17 protein-coding genes are annotated in these 18,925 nt (G+C 70.2%); 8 read left to right on the forward strand and 9 right to left on the reverse strand.

Translation table 11 applies throughout. From position 1 onward, the window contains the following. Window positions 1-164: 164 nt before the first annotated feature. Window positions 165-2,882, reverse strand: a complete 2,718-nt coding sequence (locus tag NFC98_RS11150) for a cation-transporting P-type ATPase (RefSeq protein WP_254275056.1) — start codon at window positions 2,880-2,882, stop codon at window positions 165-167. 222 nt (window positions 2,883-3,104) lie between these two features. Between NFC98_RS11150 and NFC98_RS11155 the strand changes: the two genes are divergently transcribed. From NFC98_RS11155 to NFC98_RS11175, 5 genes are all read left to right on the forward strand, one after another. Continuing rightward, window positions 3,105-3,992, forward strand: coding sequence for an NAD(P)-dependent oxidoreductase (locus NFC98_RS11155; protein WP_254275057.1), 888 nt, complete (start codon window positions 3,105-3,107; stop codon window positions 3,990-3,992). Between the two features lie 76 nt (window positions 3,993-4,068). Further along, window positions 4,069-4,923 carry a MoxR family ATPase gene (locus NFC98_RS11160; protein ID WP_254275058.1) on the forward strand — a complete coding sequence of 285 codons (855 nt, stop codon included), beginning with the start codon at window positions 4,069-4,071 and terminating at the stop codon, window positions 4,921-4,923. Window positions 4,924-4,926: 3 nt separating this feature from the next. Then, on the forward strand, window positions 4,927-6,117 hold the full coding sequence (locus NFC98_RS11165; RefSeq protein ID WP_254275059.1) for a VWA domain-containing protein: 1,191 nt from the start codon (window positions 4,927-4,929) through the stop codon (window positions 6,115-6,117). 255 nt (window positions 6,118-6,372) lie between these two features. Continuing rightward, window positions 6,373-7,014 (forward strand): hypothetical protein, encoded by a 642-nt coding sequence (locus NFC98_RS11170; protein WP_254275060.1) that lies wholly within the window; start codon window positions 6,373-6,375, stop codon window positions 7,012-7,014. Beyond that, on the forward strand, window positions 7,011-7,769 hold the full coding sequence (locus NFC98_RS11175) for a DUF3307 domain-containing protein (protein ID WP_254275061.1): 759 nt from the start codon (window positions 7,011-7,013) through the stop codon (window positions 7,767-7,769). The genes NFC98_RS11170 and NFC98_RS11175 overlap by 4 nt, the downstream gene beginning before the upstream one ends. A gap of 22 nt (window positions 7,770-7,791) precedes the next feature. On the opposite strand, the gene NFC98_RS11180 is transcribed toward NFC98_RS11175, so the two are convergent. After that, complete coding sequence (locus NFC98_RS11180; RefSeq protein WP_254275062.1) at window positions 7,792-8,244, reverse strand: hypothetical protein; 453 nt, start codon at window positions 8,242-8,244, stop codon at window positions 7,792-7,794. A gap of 245 nt (window positions 8,245-8,489) precedes the next feature. Between NFC98_RS11180 and NFC98_RS11185 the strand changes: the two genes are divergently transcribed. Together NFC98_RS11185 and NFC98_RS11190 are read left to right on the forward strand one after the other, a co-directional pair. Next, window positions 8,490-10,211, forward strand: coding sequence for a proline--tRNA ligase (locus NFC98_RS11185; protein WP_254275063.1), 1,722 nt, complete (start codon window positions 8,490-8,492; stop codon window positions 10,209-10,211). 13 nt (window positions 10,212-10,224) lie between these two features. Then, entirely contained in the window at window positions 10,225-10,878 is a 654-nt protein-coding gene (locus NFC98_RS11190) for a transglycosylase SLT domain-containing protein (protein ID WP_367948950.1), read from the forward strand. Window positions 10,879-10,880: 2 nt separating this feature from the next. On the opposite strand, the gene NFC98_RS11195 is transcribed toward NFC98_RS11190, so the two are convergent. The 5 genes from NFC98_RS11195 to rfaH form a co-directional block, all read right to left on the reverse strand. Beyond that, window positions 10,881-12,068: a PqqD family protein gene (locus tag NFC98_RS11195; RefSeq protein ID WP_254275064.1), complete on the reverse strand. Its 1,188-nt coding sequence runs from the start codon at window positions 12,066-12,068 to the stop codon at window positions 10,881-10,883. 8 nt (window positions 12,069-12,076) lie between these two features. Further along, window positions 12,077-12,400: a hypothetical protein gene (locus NFC98_RS11200; protein ID WP_254275065.1), complete on the reverse strand. Its 324-nt coding sequence runs from the start codon at window positions 12,398-12,400 to the stop codon at window positions 12,077-12,079. Between the two features lie 237 nt (window positions 12,401-12,637). Then, window positions 12,638-12,751: a cytochrome c oxidase subunit CcoM gene (gene ccoM / locus NFC98_RS18015; RefSeq protein ID WP_367948951.1), complete on the reverse strand. Its 114-nt coding sequence runs from the start codon at window positions 12,749-12,751 to the stop codon at window positions 12,638-12,640. A gap of 129 nt (window positions 12,752-12,880) precedes the next feature. Continuing rightward, entirely contained in the window at window positions 12,881-13,387 is a 507-nt protein-coding gene (locus NFC98_RS11205; RefSeq protein WP_254275066.1) for a peptidylprolyl isomerase, read from the reverse strand. A 59-nt stretch (window positions 13,388-13,446) separates the two neighbouring features. Continuing rightward, the gene (gene rfaH, locus NFC98_RS11210; protein ID WP_254275067.1) at window positions 13,447-13,983 is read right to left on the reverse strand and encodes a transcription/translation regulatory transformer protein RfaH; all 537 of its coding nucleotides are present in this window, start codon (window positions 13,981-13,983) and stop codon (window positions 13,447-13,449) included. Between the two features lie 190 nt (window positions 13,984-14,173). Between rfaH and NFC98_RS11215 the strand changes: the two genes are divergently transcribed. Further along, the gene (locus NFC98_RS11215; RefSeq protein ID WP_254275068.1) at window positions 14,174-15,541 is read left to right on the forward strand and encodes an MFS transporter; all 1,368 of its coding nucleotides are present in this window, start codon (window positions 14,174-14,176) and stop codon (window positions 15,539-15,541) included. 163 nt (window positions 15,542-15,704) lie between these two features. Here the strand turns inward: NFC98_RS11215 and NFC98_RS11220 are convergent, their stop codons facing one another. Together NFC98_RS11220 and NFC98_RS11225 are read right to left on the reverse strand one after the other, a co-directional pair. Then, complete coding sequence (locus NFC98_RS11220; protein ID WP_254275069.1) at window positions 15,705-17,534, reverse strand: SEC-C metal-binding domain-containing protein; 1,830 nt, start codon at window positions 17,532-17,534, stop codon at window positions 15,705-15,707. Window positions 17,535-17,597: 63 nt separating this feature from the next. Next, on the reverse strand, window positions 17,598-18,842 hold the full coding sequence (locus tag NFC98_RS11225) for an AarF/ABC1/UbiB kinase family protein (RefSeq protein ID WP_254275070.1): 1,245 nt from the start codon (window positions 18,840-18,842) through the stop codon (window positions 17,598-17,600). Window positions 18,843-18,925 lie beyond the last annotated feature (83 nt).

The raw sequence follows: 18,925 nt of genomic DNA on the forward strand, positions 1-18,925 counted from the left end.
CCGCAGGGCGTTGCAGGTCAGCACGATGAACCCGAGGAGAAGCGTCGCACGGCTTGAGTTGAGCAACATCAAGCCAGGCTCCTCACCTCCTTGTCATGCCATGAAAATAGCCCGGAACCCGGGCCGGCGCCATGGGCGATACCTCCTTCGCCGGCCTCACCCCTTCACCCTCCGGGAGTGCCACGCTGGCGCCACCTGAAGAGGGCCTTTTCCAGTTCCACCAGCGCGAAGAGAATGACGCCGAAGGCCAGGATGCTGGCCCACTCCTTCGCGCCCAGGGGGGCGGTGCCGAACAGGAGCTGCAGCGGCGGCGCGTAGGTGAAGAGCGCCTGCAGCACCACCAGCACGCCCACCGCCACCAGCACCGCCCGGCTGCCCAGCAGGCCGGCGCGGTTCCAGGCGGGCTCGAGGATGTAGCGGCTGTTGAAGAGGTAGGCGATCTCGCCCATCACCAGGGCATTGATGGCCACGGTGCGGGCGAGTTCGATCTCCACGCCCTGCCGCTCCATCCACAGGAAGTGGCTAAAGGTCCCGGCCAGCAGCAGCAGCGAGACGAAGCCCGCGCGCCAGACCAGGAAGCCCGAGAGGATCGGCGCGCCAGGGTCGCGCGGGCGTCGGCGCATGACCCCGGGCTCAGCGGGCTCGAAGGCCAGGGCCAGGCTCAGGGTCACGGCGGTGACCATGTTCACCCACAGCACCTGGGCCGGCAGCAGTGGCAGGGTCAGCCCCAGCAGCACGGCGGCCATGATGGTCAGCGCCTCGCCGCCGCTGGTGGGCAGGATGTAGAGGATCGCCTTGCGCAGGTTGTCGTAGACGGTGCGGCCCTCCTCCACCGCATGGGCGATGGAGGCGAAGTTGTCGTCGGCCAGCACCATGGCGGCTGCCTCCCGGGCCGCCTCCGAGCCCTTGATCCCCATGGCGACGCCGACGTCGGCTCGCTTGAGGGCCGGGGCGTCGTTGACGCCGTCGCCGGTCATGGCTACCACCTGGCCGCCCGCCTGCAGGGCGCGCACCAGGCGCAGCTTGTGTTCCGGCGTGGCGCGGGCAAAGACGTCCACCTCACGCACCAGGGCCGTCAGCTCCTCGTCGGAGAGCGGCTCCAGGGCATGCCCCGGGACGACCCCGCCCGCGGTGCGGATGCCGAGCTCGTCGGCGATGGCCCTTGCGGTCACCGCATGGTCACCGGTGATCATCTTGACCACGATGCCGGCCTGCTGGCACTGCCTCACCGCGGCGATCGCCTCCTCCCGGGGCGGGTCGATGATCCCGCATACCGCCACCAGGGTCAGGCCACCCGCCTCGACGTCGGGGAAGGCCAGTGTTCGTCGGTCTTCCTCCATGGGCTTGAGGGCCACGGCCAGCAGCCGCTGACCCCGGGCGGCGATGGCGTCCATGCGCTGCTCCCAGCGCGGCCGGTCGAGGGGGCGGTCGCCATCGCGGGTGCGCTCGCGGTCGCAGACGGCCAGCACCCGCTCGGGGGCGCCCTTGAGGAAGAGCAGGCGCTGGCCTCCCTCGTGATGGTGGTGAAGGGTGACCATGAACTTGTAGAGGGATTCGAAGGGGATCACGTCATCGCGGGGATAGTGTCGGGCGACCTCCCGGGCATCCAGGCCCGCCTTTAGCCCGGCGACCACCAGCGCGCCCTCGGTGGGGTCGCCCTCCAGGTGCCAGCCACCGTCCCGCCGCTGGAGCTCGGCATCGTTGCACAGCAGGATGGCCCGCAGCGCTTCGGCCAGCACCGGGTGCTGCTCGAGCGCCACCTCCTCGCCGGCATGGTGGATGCCGCCATGGGGCGCGTAGCCCACGCCGCTGACCTCGTAGCTCTCCTCGGCGGTGAGCAGGGTCTTCACGGTCATCTCGTTGCGGGTCAGGGTGCCGGTCTTGTCGGTGCAGATGGTGGTGACCGAGCCCAGGGTCTCCACCGCCGGCAGGCGGCGGATGATGGCGTTGCGCACCGCCATGCGCTGCACGCCGATGGCCAGGGTGATGGTCATGATCGCCGGCAGGCCCTCGGGAATGGCCGCCACCGCCAGGCTCACGGCCGCCAGGAAGGTCTCCAGCAGGTCGTAGTGGCGCCCCCAGTAGCCGAAGGCGAAGGTCATGCCCGCCAGCACCACGATGGCCCCCGACAGCCAGCGCCCGAAGGCGGCGATTTCGCGCAGCAGCGGCGTCGTCAGGGTCTCCACCTCGCCGAGCAGCGTGGAGATGCGCCCGATCTCGGTAGCCGCGCCGGTGCCCACCACCACACCACGCCCCTGCCCGAAGGCGACCAGGGTGCCGGAGAAGGCCATGCCGCGGCGGTCGCCCAGGTCGGCATCGGCATCCACGGCACCGGTCTGCTTGTCCACGGCCACCGATTCGCCGGTGAGCATCGCCTCGTCGATACGCAGGTTGTGGCAGCGCAGCAGCCGCAGGTCGGCGGGCACCCGGTCCCCGGCCTGCAGGAGCACCAGATCGCCCGGCACCAGTTGCTCGGCAGGTACGGTGCGCCGCTGGCCGTCACGCAGCACCAGCGCCTTGGGGGAGAGCATGCCGCGGATCGCCTCCAGGGCCTGCTCCGCCTTGCCCTCCTGGAGGAAGCCGACGACGGCATTGATCACCACCACGCCGAGGATCACCCCGGTGTCGACCCAGTGCTGCAGCAGGGCCGTGCCCAGCGCGGCGACCAGCAGCACATAGATGAGCACGTTGTGAAACTGGCGCAGGAAACGCCGCAGCGGACCGCTGCGCGGCGGTGCCGGCAGGCGATTCTCGCCGTGGCGCGCCAGCCGTTCGACCACCTGCTCGCCGCTCAGGCCCTGCTCGGAGACCGCCAGTTCGGCAAGCACCTCGGCGGGCTCCCGGCTATGCCAGGGAGTGGCGCTGGACGATGTACCTCTCATGCCGAGGCCCCCCGCGGCGCCTCGTGGGGCCCATCCGGCTTCGTCCCGCAACGCGGCTGCTTCATGGTGTCTGTCGCCTCCTGCCACCCTCTCCGGGCCTGCCCTCGCCCTCGGCTCCCTTCGCTTTTCGCACACTCCCATCCGGCCAGACAAGCCGGCTTGCCGAAAAACCCCGCCTTCGCGCATGCTGCTTCCTGCCAGCCACTCGCCAGGAGAGATCCCATGACCCACCCCCGCCTCGGCTTCATCGGTATCGGCCTGATGGGCGACCCCATGACCCGCCGCCTGCTCGGCGCCGGCTTCGATGTGACCGTATGGAACCGTACGCCGGCCAAGGTCGAGGCGCTGGGCCGGGCCGGTGCCCGAGGGGCCGGCTCGATCGGCGAGCTGGTGGCGAGCGTGGACCTGGTGATGCTCTGCCTGGCCAATACCGAGGTGGTGGAGAGCGTGGTGTTCGGCGAGGGCGGCGTGGCGGAGCACGCACGCCCGGGCCAGACACTGATCGACTTCTCCAGCAGCGACCCGGCGGCCACCCGCGACTTCGCCCGTCGGCTCGAGGCGCAGTGCGGCATGGGCTGGATCGACTGCCCGGTCTCCGGCGGCGTGGCCGGCGCCGAGGCCGGCAGCCTGGTGATGATGGCCGGCGGCGAGGCGGCCGATATCGACGCCATCCGCCCACTATTGGCACCGCTCGCCACCCGGGTCACCCACATGGGCCCGGTGGGCGCGGGTCAGGTCACCAAGGTGTGCAACCAGATGGTGGTGGGCTGCCAGGCCGCGGTGCTCGCCGAGATGGTGGCCCTCGCCGAGGCCAGCGGCGTGGAGGCCACCCGGCTCGTCGAGGCGCTCTCCAGGGGCTTCGCGGACTCGAAGCCCTTCCAGATTCTCACCCCGCGCATGGCGGCGAGCGACTTCGCCGACCCGCCCTGGCACCTGCGCACCCTGCTCAAGGACCTGGACATGGCGGTGGCCCAGAGCCGCCGCAGCGGCAGCGCCACGCCCATGAGCGGCCTCGCCGCCCAGCTGATGCGCGCCCACGCCACCCGCGGCTACGCCGAGCACGACCCGGCTATCCTGGTGGAGGCCTACCGACCGACGCAGCGGGAGTGATTTGTCGCCGTCACCGCCCTTCCGTACACTTGTTCGAATATCCCCATTCCTGACGATCTGTCGAGGCACACACTCCATGGCGTTTGATTCCACTTCCACCTACGTGGCCACCGAGGCCCTGAAGCAGGCGGTCAACGCCGCCGTGACTCTGGAGCGCCCGCTGCTGATCAAGGGCGAGCCAGGCACCGGCAAGACGCTGCTGGCCGAGGAGCTGGCGGCCTCCCTGGGCACGCGGCTGATCACCTGGCACATCAAGTCCTCCACCAAGGCCGCCCAGGGGCTCTACGAGTACGACGCGGTGAGCCGCCTGCGGGACTCCCAGCTGGGGGTCGAGGGCGTGGAGAACGTCGCCAACTACATCAGGCCCGGCAAGCTCTGGGAGGCCTTCACCGCCGACGAGCGGGTGGTGCTGCTGATCGACGAGATCGACAAGGCGGACATCGAATTTCCCAACGACCTGCTCCAGGAGCTGGATCGCATGGAATTCCATGTCTACGAGACTGGGGAAACCATTGCCGCCCGCCACCGGCCGATCATCGTGATCACCTCCAACAACGAGAAGGAGCTGCCCGACGCCTTCCTGCGCCGCTGCTTCTTCCACTACATCGAGTTCCCCGACCGCGAGACCATGCAGGCCATCGTCGACGTGCACTTCCCCGAGATCGCCACGACGCTGGTGGGCGAGGCCCTGGAGGTGTTCTTCGACCTGCGCCAGGCGCCGGGGCTCAGGAAGAAGCCCTCCACCTCGGAGCTGGTGGACTGGCTGAAGCTGCTGATGAGCGACGAGCTGGCCCGGGAGGCGCTCTACCAGCGCGACCCGGTGAAGGCGATCCCGCCGCTTGCCGGGGCGCTGGTGAAGAATGAGCAGGATACGCAGCTGCTGGAGCGACTCGCCTTCATGCTCCGCCGCCAGGGCAACCAGAGGCGCTGATCGATGTTCATCGGCCTGTTCGAGACCCTGAAGCGTGCCGGGGTGCCGGTATCGCTGCGCGAGCTGCTCGACCTGCACGCGGTGGTGGAGCGTGGCGTGGTGTTCGCCGACATGGAGGCCTTCTACCGGCTGGCGCGCACCGTGATGGTCAAGGATGAGCGCCACTTCGACCGCTTCGATCGCGCCTTCGCCGCCTGGTTCGAGGGGCTCGAGAACCTGGATGCCGCCATCGAGGCGCTGATTCCCGATGACTGGCTGCGTCGGGAGTTCGAGAAGCAACTTTCCGAGGAGGAGAAGGCGCAGATCGAATCCCTGGGCGGGCTAGAGAAACTGATCGAGACCTTCAAGCAGCGTCTCGAGGAGCAGAAGGAGCGCCACGCCGGCGGCAACAAGTGGATCGGCACCGGCGGCACCAGTCCCTTCGGCGCCTACGGCTACAACCCCGAGGGCATCCGCATCGGCCAGGAGGGCTCCCGCCATCGCCGGGCGGTGAAGGTGTGGGACGAGCGGCGCTTCCGCGACTATGACGACTCCCTGGAACTGGGCACCCGCAACATCAAGATGGCGCTGCGCCGGCTGAGGAAGTTCGCCCGCCAGGGGGCGGCGGAGGAGTTCGACGTCGACGCCACCATCCGTGAGACCGCTCGCGATGCCGGCCTGCTCAACGTGCAGATGCGCCCGGAGCGCCACAACGCGGTAAAGGTGCTGCTGCTGCTCGACGTGGGCGGCTCCATGGACGACCACATCCGCACCTGCGAGGAGCTCTTCTCGGCGGCGCGCTCGGAGTTCAAGCATCTGGAGGCCTACTACTTCCATAACTGCCTCTACGAGGGGCTGTGGCGCAGCAATTCTCAAGACCAGGCCAGGCGCCTCAATGAGCGCATCCCGACGATGGACATACTGCATACCTATGGCGATGACTACCAGGTGGTGATCGTCGGCGACGCCGCCATGTCTCCGTACGAGATCACCCACCCCGGCGGCAGCGTCGAGCACTTCAACGACGAGGCCGGCGCGGTGTGGCTACAACGCCTGACGGACAAGTTCCCGCGCCTGGCCTGGCTCAACCCCATGCCGCACCGCGCCTGGGACACCACCCACTCCACCCGGCTGATCCGCCAGCTGATCGACGACCGGATGTACCCCATGACCCTGGAGGGGCTTGAGAGCGCCATGCGGGAGCTGGCGAGGTAGCCTTGGGAACCGGAAGCCGGCAGACAACAATAACCTTTCATGGTTATTTAATGGAAAAATAACCCTAAAAGGCTATCATTAAGGAAGCGCTGAACAAATCGACGAGCGAGATGAAGCGCAAGGCGCCCGGAGCACAGGAACCGGAGCATATGGGGTATATGTGAGGATTCCGCGCACCGCGCAACGCAGCGATTCGCTCGCGCAGGCATTTGTGCAGTGTTTCCTTGACGCATCCTCCCGGCCTGCGAGACCAAAATGCCCCGTACCCTGGCGGTCATCACCGGCGATATCATCGACTCACGCCGCATCCAGCCGGCCGAGGCGCTCTCTCGTGCGCTGGACGCCGCACTCGAGGGACTCACCGAGCGCTTCGGGGCCTGCACGTCCCGCTATCGCGGCGACGGCTTCCAGCTGGCCCTGGCCCCGCAGCATGCCATGGAGGCGGCCGTGCTGCTGCGGGCCTCGCTGATCCGCCACTCGAGCCGCGAGCAGCGGTGGGACGCCCGGCTGGCCGTGGCGGTCGGCCCGGCCGATGGCTGGACCCCCCAACAGGGCATCGCCGAGGCCAGCGCGCCTCCATTCGTTGCCTCGGGACTGGCGCTGGATGCCCTGCCGGAAGACCAGCACCTGGTGCTGAACCCGGGAGCCCCCCCGTCAGGCTGCCTGGCCCTGCTGGTCCGCTACCTGGACGAGATGATCGAGGGGTGGACGCCAGCGGCGGCAGAGGTGGTGGCCCAGATGCTGTGCCATGCTGATTCGCAGCAGGCGCTGGCGAATCGCCTGGGTATCAGCCAGCCCGCCGTCCACAAGCGCCTGCGCACTGCTCGCTGGCCGCTCCTGCAGGAGACCCTGGCCTACCTGCGCCACCGCCTCACGGACGAGGAGCCCGCCCCATGATCCAGCCCGAATCCCTGCTTCTTGGCCTGTGGCTGGCCCACCTGGCGGCAGACTTCCTGCTGCAGCCGAGGGGCTGGGTCGAGGAGCGCTATCGCCTGCGGCAGCGTTCACCCCGGCTGGCACTGCATGCGCTGCTCCACGGCCTGCTGGCCGGCGGGGTGCTGGCGATCGCCGCGACTCGGGAGACCGGCCACGGGCCCGGGACGGTGCTGCTCGCGGCACTGGCGGTGGCAATGAGCCACTGGCTGATCGACCTGGCCAAGGCCGCCCTCCCGGCCCGGCAGCTGCGCTGGTTCCTGATCGACCAGGCCCTCCACCTGCTGGTGCTGGCCCTGATCTGGCTGGCCTGGATCGGCAGCACCCAGCCGGTGGCCGCCCTGCTGCACTGGCTGGCGACACCGGAGGTGCTGGGGGTGGCTACCGCCTACCTGCTGGTATCACGGCCGCTGGCCATCGCGATCGCCCTGGTGATGCAGCGCTGGAGCCAGCAGCTCGAGAACACCGGCACCCTGGCCCAGGCCGGGGCGCGCATCGGGATGCTCGAGCGCTTCCTGGTGCTGACGCTGGTCCTGCTCGACCAGCTGACCGCCGTGGGTTTCCTGCTGGCGGCCAAGTCGGTGCTGCGCTTCGGCGACCTGCGCGAGGCCCAGGACCGCAAGCTGACCGAATACGTGCTGCTGGGCACCCTGCTCAGCGTCTCCACGACCCTGGCGCTGGGCCTGCTGCTGCGCCTGGTGCTGTTCGGCCAGCCGTGACCCGGCGGCCAGGGCCGCGGGGTCAGGCGCCATCGCCGAACGCCGTGCCCAGCCGCTCGGCGTCGTCGATGCCGGCCATGCGCACCAGGGCCAGCGCCTCGTCCAGGCTCGCAACCTCCTCGACCATCATCAGCTCGCTGTCCAGGCTCACCGCCTTGCCGGTCTTCTCGGAGAGCAGCCGCTCCAGGGAAGCGACGTCCATGCCCTCCTCCAGCCGCATGGCATCCACGCCGGCGGCGTTGTGGCCACTGGGCAGGTAGATGGTGCCGTTGGAGAAGTCGACCGCATAGGCGACCACCCCCGGGACGATGAAGAACAGCAGGCCCACGCCGTTGGCGATGGCCACCACCGGATCGATGCGCCCGCCCAGCTGGCCCTTGCGCTCGGGGTGGAAGACAGTGCCACAGCCCACCAGGGCGGTAATCGACACGCCGACGAGCAGGCCAGTCAGGCCGCGACGAAGGAAAGGGGACATGCAGGGATCTCCATGGCATCCGGAACGGCGGCACCGGCGGTACGCATCGCGGGCCGGCAGCGCGGGAAAAGGCGCCATGAGTCTACCACAGGCCCGCGGGGCGCCCAGCGCGCCCCGCGCCGCCAGGGCGACGGCCATTTCACGGTCGCCTTTTGCCGCGCCTGGCGCTTGGCCGTACAATGCGCCAACTGCCGCCCACGCTGGCGGCCCGACCCGTTTGACGAGCCCGAGGAAACGCCGGACCCATGCGCGCCACTCAACTGTTGATCGCCACCCTCAAGGAAACCCCCGCCGACGCCGAGGTCATCAGCCACCAGCTGATGCTGCGTTCGGGCATGATCCGCCGCCTCACCTCCGGGCTCTACACCTGGCTGCCGCTGGGCCTTCGCACCCTGCGCAAGGTCGAGCGCATCGTCCGCGAGGAGATGGATCGCGCCGGCGCCCAGGAGGTGCTGATGCCGGCGGTACAGCCCGCCGAGCTGTGGCAGGAATCCGGCCGCTGGGAGCAGTACGGTCCCGAGCTGCTGCGCCTCAAGGATCGCCACCAGCGCGACTACTGCGTCGGCCCGACCCACGAGGAGGTGATCACCGACCTGGTGCGCAAGGAGATCGCCAGCTACAAGCAGCTGCCGGCCAACTTCTACCAGATCCAGACCAAGTTCCGCGACGAGATCCGCCCTCGCTTCGGGGTGATGCGCTCCCGCGAGTTCATCATGAAGGATGCCTACTCCTTCCACGTCGACGAGGCCTCGCTCCAGGAGACCTACCAGGTGATGTATGACGCCTACACGCGCATCTTCACCCGCCTGGGGCTCGACTTCCGCCCGGTGATCGCCGACAACGGCGCCATCGGCGGCACCGGCTCCCACGAGTTCCACGTGCTGGCCGACTCGGGCGAGGACGACATCGTCTTCTCCACCGAGTCCGACTATGCCGCCAACATGGAGAAGGCCGACGCCCTGCCGGCCCCCCTGGGCAGCCACCCCGAGCGCCCGGCCCCGGCCGAGGCGCTGCGCCTGGTGGACACGCCGGATGCCCGCACCATCGCGGCCCTGGTGGAGCAGCACGGCCTGCCCATCGAGAAGACCGTCAAGACGCTGATGGTCCATGCCGCCGAGGGCGGCCTGATCGCCCTGCTGGTGCGCGGCGACCACGAGCTCAACGAGGTGAAGGCCGAGAACCTGCCCCAGGTGGCCGCCCCGCTGACCATGGCCAGCGAGGAGGAGATCCGCGCGGCGGTGGGCGCCGGCCCCGGTTCGCTGGGCCCGGTGGGTCTCGAGATGCCGCTGATCATCGACCGCAGCGTGGCGCTGATGAGCGACTTCGGCGCCGGCGCCAACGTCGACGGCAAGCACTACTTCGGCATCAACTGGGAGCGCGACGTGGCGCTGCCCGAGGTGTACGACATCCGCAACGCGGTGGAAGGCGACCCCTCGCCGGATGGCCACGGCACCCTCTCCATCAAGCGCGGCATCGAGGTGGGCCACGTCTTCCAGCTGGGCCGCAAGTACAGCGAGGCGATGAACGCCACCGTGCTCGGCGACGAGGGTCGCGCCATCCACCCGTGGATGGGCTGCTATGGTATCGGGGTGACCCGCGTCGTGGCCGCCGCCATCGAGCAGAACCACGACGACGCCGGCATCATCTGGCCCGACGCCATCGCACCCTTCCAGATTGCCCTGGTGCCGATGAATGCCCACAAGTCACAGCGGGTACGCGAGGAGTCCGAGAAGCTCTACGCCGAGCTGACCGATGCCGGCTTCGAGGTGCTGCTGGACGACCGAGACCTGCGCCCGGGGGCCAAGTTCGCCGACCATGAGCTGATGGGCCTGCCCCATCGCCTGGTGGTCGGGGATCGCGGCCTGGACAAGGGGGAACTGGAATACAAGGGACGCCGTGACAGTGATGCCACCATGGTACCGGCCGAGCAGATCCTCGACTTCCTGCGCGAGCGCATCAAGGCCTGAGGCTCGTCGCCACATGATCCCCGTCGCCGCCGGCCTGGTGGCGACGTGGCTGGCCGCCACAACGGCGGCGGCCAGCGATGATACCTTCCTGGCCGCCCTGGAGGCCGACCGGCGCGCGCTGGTGGTCCAGGCGCTACCGGCAACTCCCGCCACGCTGCGCACGACACTCGACGACAGCCTCGCCGCTCCTCGCGATCCCGCCCAGATCTGGGCCGCCCGCCAGTGGCACAACGCCATGGAGCCGGCGCTGGCGCGCTTCGTCCAGGACCCGGCGCTGCGCACCGAGCTGCTCCAGCGGATCTATCTGGAGGCCCGCCTGGCCGGCCTGCCGCCGGCGCTGGTGCTGGCGGTGATCCAGGTGGAGAGTGCCTTCCGCGCCGACGCGGTCTCTTCCGCCGGGGCCGTGGGGCTGATGCAGATCATGCCGTTCTGGATCCGCGAACTGGGCCTGCCCGCCGACGACCTCAAGGACCCGTGGCGCAACCTGCGCTATGGCACCACCATCCTGGCTCACTACCTGGCGGTGGAGCGCGGCGACTTCACCCGCGCCCTGGCACGCTACAACGGCAGCCTGGGCAAGACCTGGTATCCCGAGCGGGTGATGCGCGCCTGGCAGCGCCACTGGCGGGAGCCGACAGGCGCCGGCCGCGCCACCGTCCAGCGCTGACGTCAGGCGGCCTCGATCAGCCTCGACTCGGCGAGCCGGCCCAGCAGGCCGAGCACGTCGGGCAGGATGCGCTCGGCCGACCGGTCCCCGTAGAGCTCGGCCAGCAGCTCGGCGAGGATGTCGGCCGACAGGACCTCCCGGGCCAGCAGCAGCCAGACGGCCCGCCCGCTGGCATTGAGGCGGTGGATGGCACCGCTGGGCCGGTGGATCAGGAAGAGCTCGTCGTCCAGCGGATACTCCTGCACCTCGCCCGCCGGCCGCCACGGCTGCCGCGGCGAGATAGCCTGCGCCGCCGCCGGCATGGGGCGATGGCCGGCCAGCGAGGCCAGGGCGGCCTCGCCCTTCTCCGGTGGCGCGGCCACCCGCGCCGCCAGGCAGCGCGCCGCGGCCAGCGGCTCCGAATAGCGCAGCAGCAGGCAGGGCAGGCTGGCCATGAGGGGCAGGAAGCGCGCCATCAGCGCCTCGCTGGGCGCGCCATGGGCGAAGTTCTGGCAGAGCAGTTGCAGCAGCCCCTCGCCCGGGGCCAGCGGCAGGAGCTCGGGGGCCGTCAGCCCCGCCTCCCGCTCGAGCAGCACCAGCGTGCCCAGCGGGGCCTCCTCCCCGTGGGTCGCGAGCGCCGCCTCGGGCAGGGCAAGGTAGCGGTAGCGCTCATCCGCGGGGCCGGCATGCTCGTCGGCATGGGCGACCAGGGCGGGGTCCAGGCTCGCCGGCAGCGGCAGGCGCAGCCGCGGGGCGATGCCCAGCGCCCGTCCGCGACCCTCCGGCGTCAGGGCCAGGACATCGTCGCCGAATACGCGCAGGCCGGCCGCCGCGAAGGCCGCCGTCAGGGTGCTCTTGCCGGCGCGGTGCGAATCGGGAAAGACCACCAGGCGGCCCGCCACCTCGGCAGAGCCGCAGTGCAGGCCGATGCTGTCGGGGTGCCGGTCGAAGTACTCACCGACCAGGTCGGCGATCAGGCTGCAGGCGGCCTCGACGGCGGTGGCCAGGAAGAGCCCCTCGGGCAGGGCCGGCGAGGTCTGCCAGTATCCCTCGCCATGACGGCGCAGGCGGATCGCCGGGACGGGCCCGGCAGCCTCGACGACCCGGGCGGGCCACCCCGGCATCGCCGCCTGCAGGGCGCCCAGCACCTCGGAGCAGCCGAACAGCCGCAGCGCCCGGCCGAGGCCGGGCAGGCAGAGGTCCTGACCCACGGCCGCCGTCACCAGCGGCTGGGGGTGACGGAGATCACCAGGCGAACGCCCGGGCGGTCATCCTCACGGCGGTGGTAGACATCGCGTCGGTCGCGGCGATACCCCCCGCTGGGTCGAGAGTAGCTCGGCCGGCTGAAGCTGGGGCGCGAATAGCTGGGACGCGAGTAGCTCGGCCGGGAGCGCCCGGCGCCATGCTGGGCCTGGGCCTGGCCGAGGCTGAACAGGGTCGGGGCCACATAGGCGCCGGCGATGCCCAGTCCCAGGCTGGCCAGCAACCGGCGACGGCTCTGACGCTTCTGCGAGTCGGGGCCTTCGGGATCACGATGGGTCATGGGACGTCTCCGAGGTTGTCGAACGGCGTTCATGATAGACGGCCCACTGGACAGGCTCCAGGCGCCGGCCAACGTTGCGCGGAGCCTGCACATTCATGCCCGCGCCGTCGGCGCCTGCCGACAGGCGAGAGCCGAAAGCCGAAAGCCGAAAGCCAGGCGAAAAAAAGCCGACCCATGTGGGTCGGCTACCGGGGGGATGACTCCCCCCTCCCCTGACGACTCGTGACGACGGCTGGATCAGTGCTTCTTCTTGCGGTGATCGCGAACGATGAATGCGATCCAGCCCCCGAGAAATGCGACCATCATCGCGACGGTAACCAGTCCAAAGATTACGGCATCATCCCAATACATGGTGGTGTCCTCCCGTCTCGATCTGTTGAGAGGACTGTAGCCCGGAAGCGTCGGGGGATTTCTGACCTGAATCAAGTTTGTCGCCGCGCCCGACGGTGGCCCGCGGCGGCAATTGATCCAGGTCACTTTTCACAGCACCTTCTTGTCTTCCACGCTGCCGGGGTCGGTATCCGGCGGCAGCGGATGGCCCTTGGCGAGCTCCGCCCGGGTGGCATCGCGGACGCCGAGCACCTGGAGCCGGTAGCGCAGGGTGTGCCCCGCCAGGGGGTGGTTGGTGTCGATCAGCACGCGGTCGTCGTGCACCTCGACCACGGTGACGACCTGCGGCCCGGCCTCACCCGGCGTCTGGAAGCGCATGCCGGGCGCCAGGTCATCCACCGGAAAGGCGCCGCGCCCCACCTCGCGGACCAGCGCCTCGTTGCGCAGCCCGTAGGCCTCGGCGGGCATCAGCGTCACGCTGAGCTCGGCCCCCTCGGCCTGGCCGTCCAGGGCGCGCTCCAGCCCCTCGACGATATTGTGGTGGCCATGCAGGTACTCCATGGGCTGCTGACGAGCCCGGGAGTCGTCGAGCACCTGGCCGTCGGCGTCGCTGAGCACATAGTGAAGGGTCACGACCCGCTGGGGGGCGATCGTCATGGAACTCTCCTCGAAGCGGTAATGGGGGCAGGGCCGGCCCTGCCTGAAAGGGGAAGCCCTCAGCGCCGGCGCAGCTGGGAGACAGGCATCTCCAGTCGCTGCTGGCGGTGCAGCAGATCGAGCAGCACGATGGCCCGCTCCTGCCCCTTGTGAGTGGCGAAGACGGCCTGCAGGTCCTTGAAGGGCCCCTCGGTGATCTCGACGGCCTCGCCGGCCCGGAAGTAGAGGTTGACGGTGGCATCCTGGCGGTCGCTGCCGTGCTCGCGCAGGGTGGCCACCAGGGCGTCGTCCACCGCCACGGGCATGTCGCCGAAGCCGACCAGCTTCAGCACGCCGCGGGTCGAGCGGATCGGCCGCCAGTTGCTGACCAGGCGATCGAGGCGGATGAACAGGTAGTAGGGGAAGAGCGGTTCGCTGACCCACTCCAGCTTGCCGCGGCGCTTCTTCTGCACCTCGAGGACCGGGTGGAACACCTCGTAACCCTGGTTGGCGAGGTGGTCGGCCGCGCGGAACGACTCTCCTCCCTTGCACTGGATCACGTACCAGCGGGGAACGGCATCATCACCGGACTCCAGGCTCTCATCGACGCTGTTCATGGGTCTCCTGTCGGGTGGCTGGACACTGGTATCACCGCCGGGGCTCTGCAACAATCGCCCCATGCCGGGGTCGGCAGTTCAGGGGCCGGACGGCAGGATTCCCGGCTGTCGATCCTCCAGTCTACCATCGATGGTGACCGCCTGGGATGGCCCGCTGCCATCGCTCATGGCCCGCAAGGAGTGCTCCCGAATGCCCACCCCCACCCCTCACCGCAGCTGGCGGGATGCCCTGGCGATCTACCTGCGCGCGCCGGTGATCACCATGCTGTTCCTGGGGTTCTCTGCCGGCCTGCCCTTCTTGCTGGTGTTCTCCACCCTGTCGGCCTGGCTGCGCAGCGACGGGGTCGAGGTGGCGGCCATCGGCTTCTTCTCGTGGATCGGCATCCTCTACTCGATCAAGTTCTTCTGGGCGCCAGTGGTGGACCGCCTGGCCCTGCCGCTGCTGACCCGCGCCCTGGGGCAGCGCCGCGGCTGGATGCTGCTGGCCCAGGCGCTGATCGCCGCCGGGCTGGTCGGCCTGGCCAGCCTGGAGCCGCGCGGCAACCTGCCGCTGGTGGCGCTCTTCGCCCTGCTGGTGGCCTTCGGCTCGGCGACCCAGGACATCGCCATCGATGCCTTCCGCATCGAGTCGGCGCCTGACGATATCCAGGCGGCCATGGCCTCCACCTACATCATCGGGTACCGCGGCGGCCTGCTGGCCGCCGGCGCCGGCGCCCTCTACGTGGCGTCGTGGATCTCCTGGGAAGCAGCCTACCTGACCATGGCGGCCCTGGTGGGCATCGGGGTGATCACCGTGCTGGTTCGTCCCGAGCCGGAGCGCCTGTCGCTCAACACCCAGCTGATCCACGAGCCGCGGGTGCGGGCCTTCCTGCGTGCCAGCCGCGGCAAGCCGCGCCAGCTGCGACGGCTGGGCGCGTGGCTGATCGGGGCAGTGGTCTGCCCCTTCACCGACTTCTTCACCCGTCACCGGCGCAAGGCACTGTGGCTGCTGCTGTTCGTGGCGGTGTTCCGCATCAGTGACCTGGCCATGGCGTCCATGGCCAACCCGCTCTACATCGACCTGGGCTTCACGCTGGCCACTATCGCCAACGTGACCAACGTCTTCGGCATCGCCATGAGCGTCGGCGGGGGGATCCTGGGGGGACTGCTGGTGGCGCGCTACGGCATCGGGCCGATCCTGGTGCTGGGCGCGGCGGCCGCCACCCTCACCAACCTGCTGTTCGCCGCCCTGGCGCTGGCCGGCCAGAGCCTGCCGATGCTGGTCATGGCGATCGTCGGCGACAACCTGGCCAACGGCCTGGCCAGCGCGGTGTTCATCGCCTTCCTCTCCAGCCTGACCTCCCGGGCCTACACGGCGACTCAGTATGCGCTGTTCTCCTCGCTGATGACGCTGCCCGGCAAGTTCCTGAGCGGCTTCGGCGGGCTGGTGGTCGCGGCCGAGGGCTACGCCACCTTCTTCGTGATCGCCACGGCCCTGGGCCTGCCGGCCATCGCCCTGGCGATCTGGATCAGCCGCGACAGGGAGCTGGTGCCGCCGCCGGCCCCGCGCGCCGCCTGAGGCTCAGTCCTCGAAGCGGTCGCGCAGCCAGTCGAGCGCGCCGGGACAGGGTGCCGCCGCCGGCCCCGCGCGCTGCCTGAGGCTCAGTCCTCGAAGCGGTCGCGCAGCCAGTCGAGCGCGCCGGGACAGGGTGCCGCCGCCGGCCCCGCGCGCTGCCTGAGGCTCAGTCCTCGAAGCGGTCGCGCAGCCAGTCGAGCGCGCCGGGGGTGGCGCGCCACTGGTCGCGCATCAGCGTCCGGTACTGCCACGCCTCGGCCCGGGAGCCTGGCTCGGCGATGCCATCCGCGCCGGTATGTACCGGTCGAGGATTCTCGGCACACAGCATGTCCAGGGCGTGGGCGTTGTGGCGCTGCGCCGCGGCCAGCGCCTCGGCGGCCTCCTCCCGCCGCGCCAGCCGGAACAGGGCCAGGGCGCGCCCCATGAGCAGGCCCAGCGGCGGCGGCTCGGCGGCATCCGCTGTCACCTGCTGCTCGCTCACCGCCAGGGCCTCGCTGTCGCGACCGTCGCGCAGCAGCTGGTCGAGTACCAGTTCGCGCAACCCCAGGCTGTCGTGGTCGTCCAGTGCCAGCAGGCGCTCGGCGAGCTGTCGCGAGCGCTGGCGCGCGCCGCGCTCCATGCCCACCACCAGCGCCAGGCCGGTGCGCAGCAGCACGGCGTTGTCGGCATCGTCCCAGGCCAGAGTGCCCGGCCCCTCGGCGGCCACCTGCTCGAGCCAGCGCTCCAGCCGGTCGGCCAGCGGGGCGAACAGGCTCGGCGCCATCCACGGCAGGCTGCCGAAGCGGCTGGTCAGGGCCAGAGTCAGTGACTGCACGACCCGCGGCGCGTCCAGCCATTCGGGGTGGGCACAGAGCTCGCCCAGCCAGCCGGCCGCTTCGGGCCAGGGATCATCCTCGAGCCCCATGGGTGAGTCGGCCGCCACCGCTACCTGGAAGTGCTGCTGCCAGACGGCGAACAGGGTGTCCTCGCGGGCCGTGGTGCGGTACTCCAGGCGGTCATCGTCGGTCCGGCGGATGGCCAGCTTCGGCGCCGTGGGCAGCGCCTCGAAGAGGGCCTGGAGGGAGGCCAGCGGACCGGCCAGGTCCTCCTCGGCATTCAGCAGCTGGTCGGCCAGGGTGGCGCCGGGGTTCTCGGCCAGGTCAGCCAGGAACTGCAGCTGGTCCGGCTCCAGGTCCCCCTGGCGAGCGAGCCGGCGGAACCAGAAGCGCGCCCGCTCGGCGGCCTCCTGCTCGTGGCCCTCGTGGAGCAGCAGCATGGCCTCGATGTAGGCCAGGGTCGGCGAGTCCGGCAGGGCCTGCTGGGCGCGCACGAAGGCGGCCCGAGCGCTGTCCAGGTCGTCGTTGTCCAGGTGCATCAGGCACAGCCGCTCCAGTGCCACCCCGCGCAGGAACAGCGGGCCGCGCTCGAGCACGGCGTCGAGCAGCGCCTCGCGCTTGCGATGGAAGCCGCGCTCCTGATAGAGGTCGATGAGGATCTCGAAGGCCGGCTCGGCCTGCTCCGGCAGCCGCGACCAGTCGGCGCGCTCGAACAGTGATTCGAGGATCTGCTGGGCGCGACCGCGCTGCCCGGTCTCGGCGGCGATCAACCCTGCCTCCAGCAGCGCCTGGGCCGGCGCTCGGCCGCTCTCCAGGGCCGCCTTGAGGGCGTCACCCTTCCACTCGCGCAGCGACAGCATCCACATCAGGTGGGCGGGCACCGGACCGGGCAGGGTCACGGCTCCGCAGCACTGCTTGGTCTTGCGGCCGGAGTCGCACCAGCAGGGCTCGTTGCGTCCCGGCCGGGCCAGGGGTTCGCTGGCGAAGCCGAGTCGGGCCAGGGGGGTCTGCGACCAGAGCTCAGGCGCCAGCGCCTGGGCCAGCGGCAGGTTGCCCCCCACCAGAGAGGGGCCCTCCTCGCGGGCCCAGGCCATCAGCGTCGGATAGCGCTCGTCCTTGCGAATGGCCGCCAGGGCGCCCGAGGCAAACCCCAGCAGCTGTTCCACCCATACTGCCAGCATCCCAGTCTCCACGGTCCCGAAAACGGCACAGTCTACCAGCCCACCGGGACGCTGGGCAGACGTTCACTTCCCCGCCCACTCCAGAAGCGGCCGGGTGCGGGCGTGCATGTCGAGCCGCGCGCCCAGGCGCACCAGGTTCCAGTAGTGGCCGTTGAGGGTGCGCGACAGCAGCAGGGTGTCGGCCGGCGGCTGGAGGCGGTCCATGGCGGCCCAGACCTTGGGGGTCAGGTCGCGCAGCCGGCGGTGGACGCGCACGTCGCCGAAGTCCTGCTCGCCGGGGGCAAACAGCGGCGCCACTGCCTCAGCGGATTCCCGATAGAGCGAGAGTGGCGCGCCCTGCCCCTGGCGCCCGCCCAGCCTGAGCAGCGCCTCGTCCATCGCCATGGGGTCCCTCGCCAGGGTCGCCTCGAGCAGCTGCATCATCGCCCTGAGGCGGACCTCGGGCACCGGGATCACCGCGCCGAGGTCGTAGATGACCAGCTGCCCCCGCTCGTTCACGGCGAAGTTGCCGGCGTGGGGGTCGGCATGCAGCTCACCGTGGGTGAACAGCTCCTCGGTGATCCAGTCGGCCAGGGTCTCCGCCACGCCCTGGCGTGTGGCGTCATCGCCCGCTTCCAGCTCGCGCAGCGGCGTACCCGGCTCGTAGCGCATGGCCAGGACCCTGGGACCGGAGAGCCCGGGCAGCGGCTCGGGAATCACCAGCCGTTCGAGATGGGCGTAGCGCGCCCGATAGCGCGCCAGGGCCTCGGCCTCGGCGTGGTAATCGAGCTCGCCGCGCAGGCTGGCGGCCAGCTCCTCGAAGAGCGCATCGAGCCGCGCCTGGGGCACCTTGAACCAGCGACCCAGGCGCATCAGCCGACGCACCTGGGTGAGGTCGCTCTCCAGCACCTCGGCGAGCCCCGGGTACTGCACCTTGAGCACCAGGGTCTCGCCGTCGCGGGTCACGGCACGGTGCACCTGCCCCATGGAGGCGCTGGCGAAGGGACGCTCCTCGATCTCGCGGAAGCGGTCGGCCAGGTCGCCGTACTGCTCGACCAGGCTGACCCGGATGCTCGCCCAGGGCATGGGCTCGGCCTGGCGCTGAAGGCGGGCGAGCTCCTCGGCCAGGTCGGGCGGCAGCAGGTCGTCCCACTGGGACATGATCTGGGCCAGCTTCATCGCCGGGCCCTTGAGCTCGGAGAGCCCCTCGAACAGCGCCTCGCCCAGGGCACGCCAGTCGGCCTGGCCGCCCAGCCGGGTACGGATCAGGGCGCCACCGGTCCGCGCCCCCAGGCCCAGCAGGCGCCGGGTTCTGCCTCGCTCGCGCATCGCATCGCTCCGCTGGTAGGTGGATGCCAACAATGATACAAGAATTGTACATCGATAGAGTCAGGTTACACCTGGCAGGCGCG

The sequence above is a fragment of the Halomonas sp. 3H genome (assembly GCF_024206005.1).
GTDB classification, from domain to species: domain Bacteria; phylum Pseudomonadota; class Gammaproteobacteria; order Pseudomonadales; family Halomonadaceae; genus Halomonas; species Halomonas campaniensis.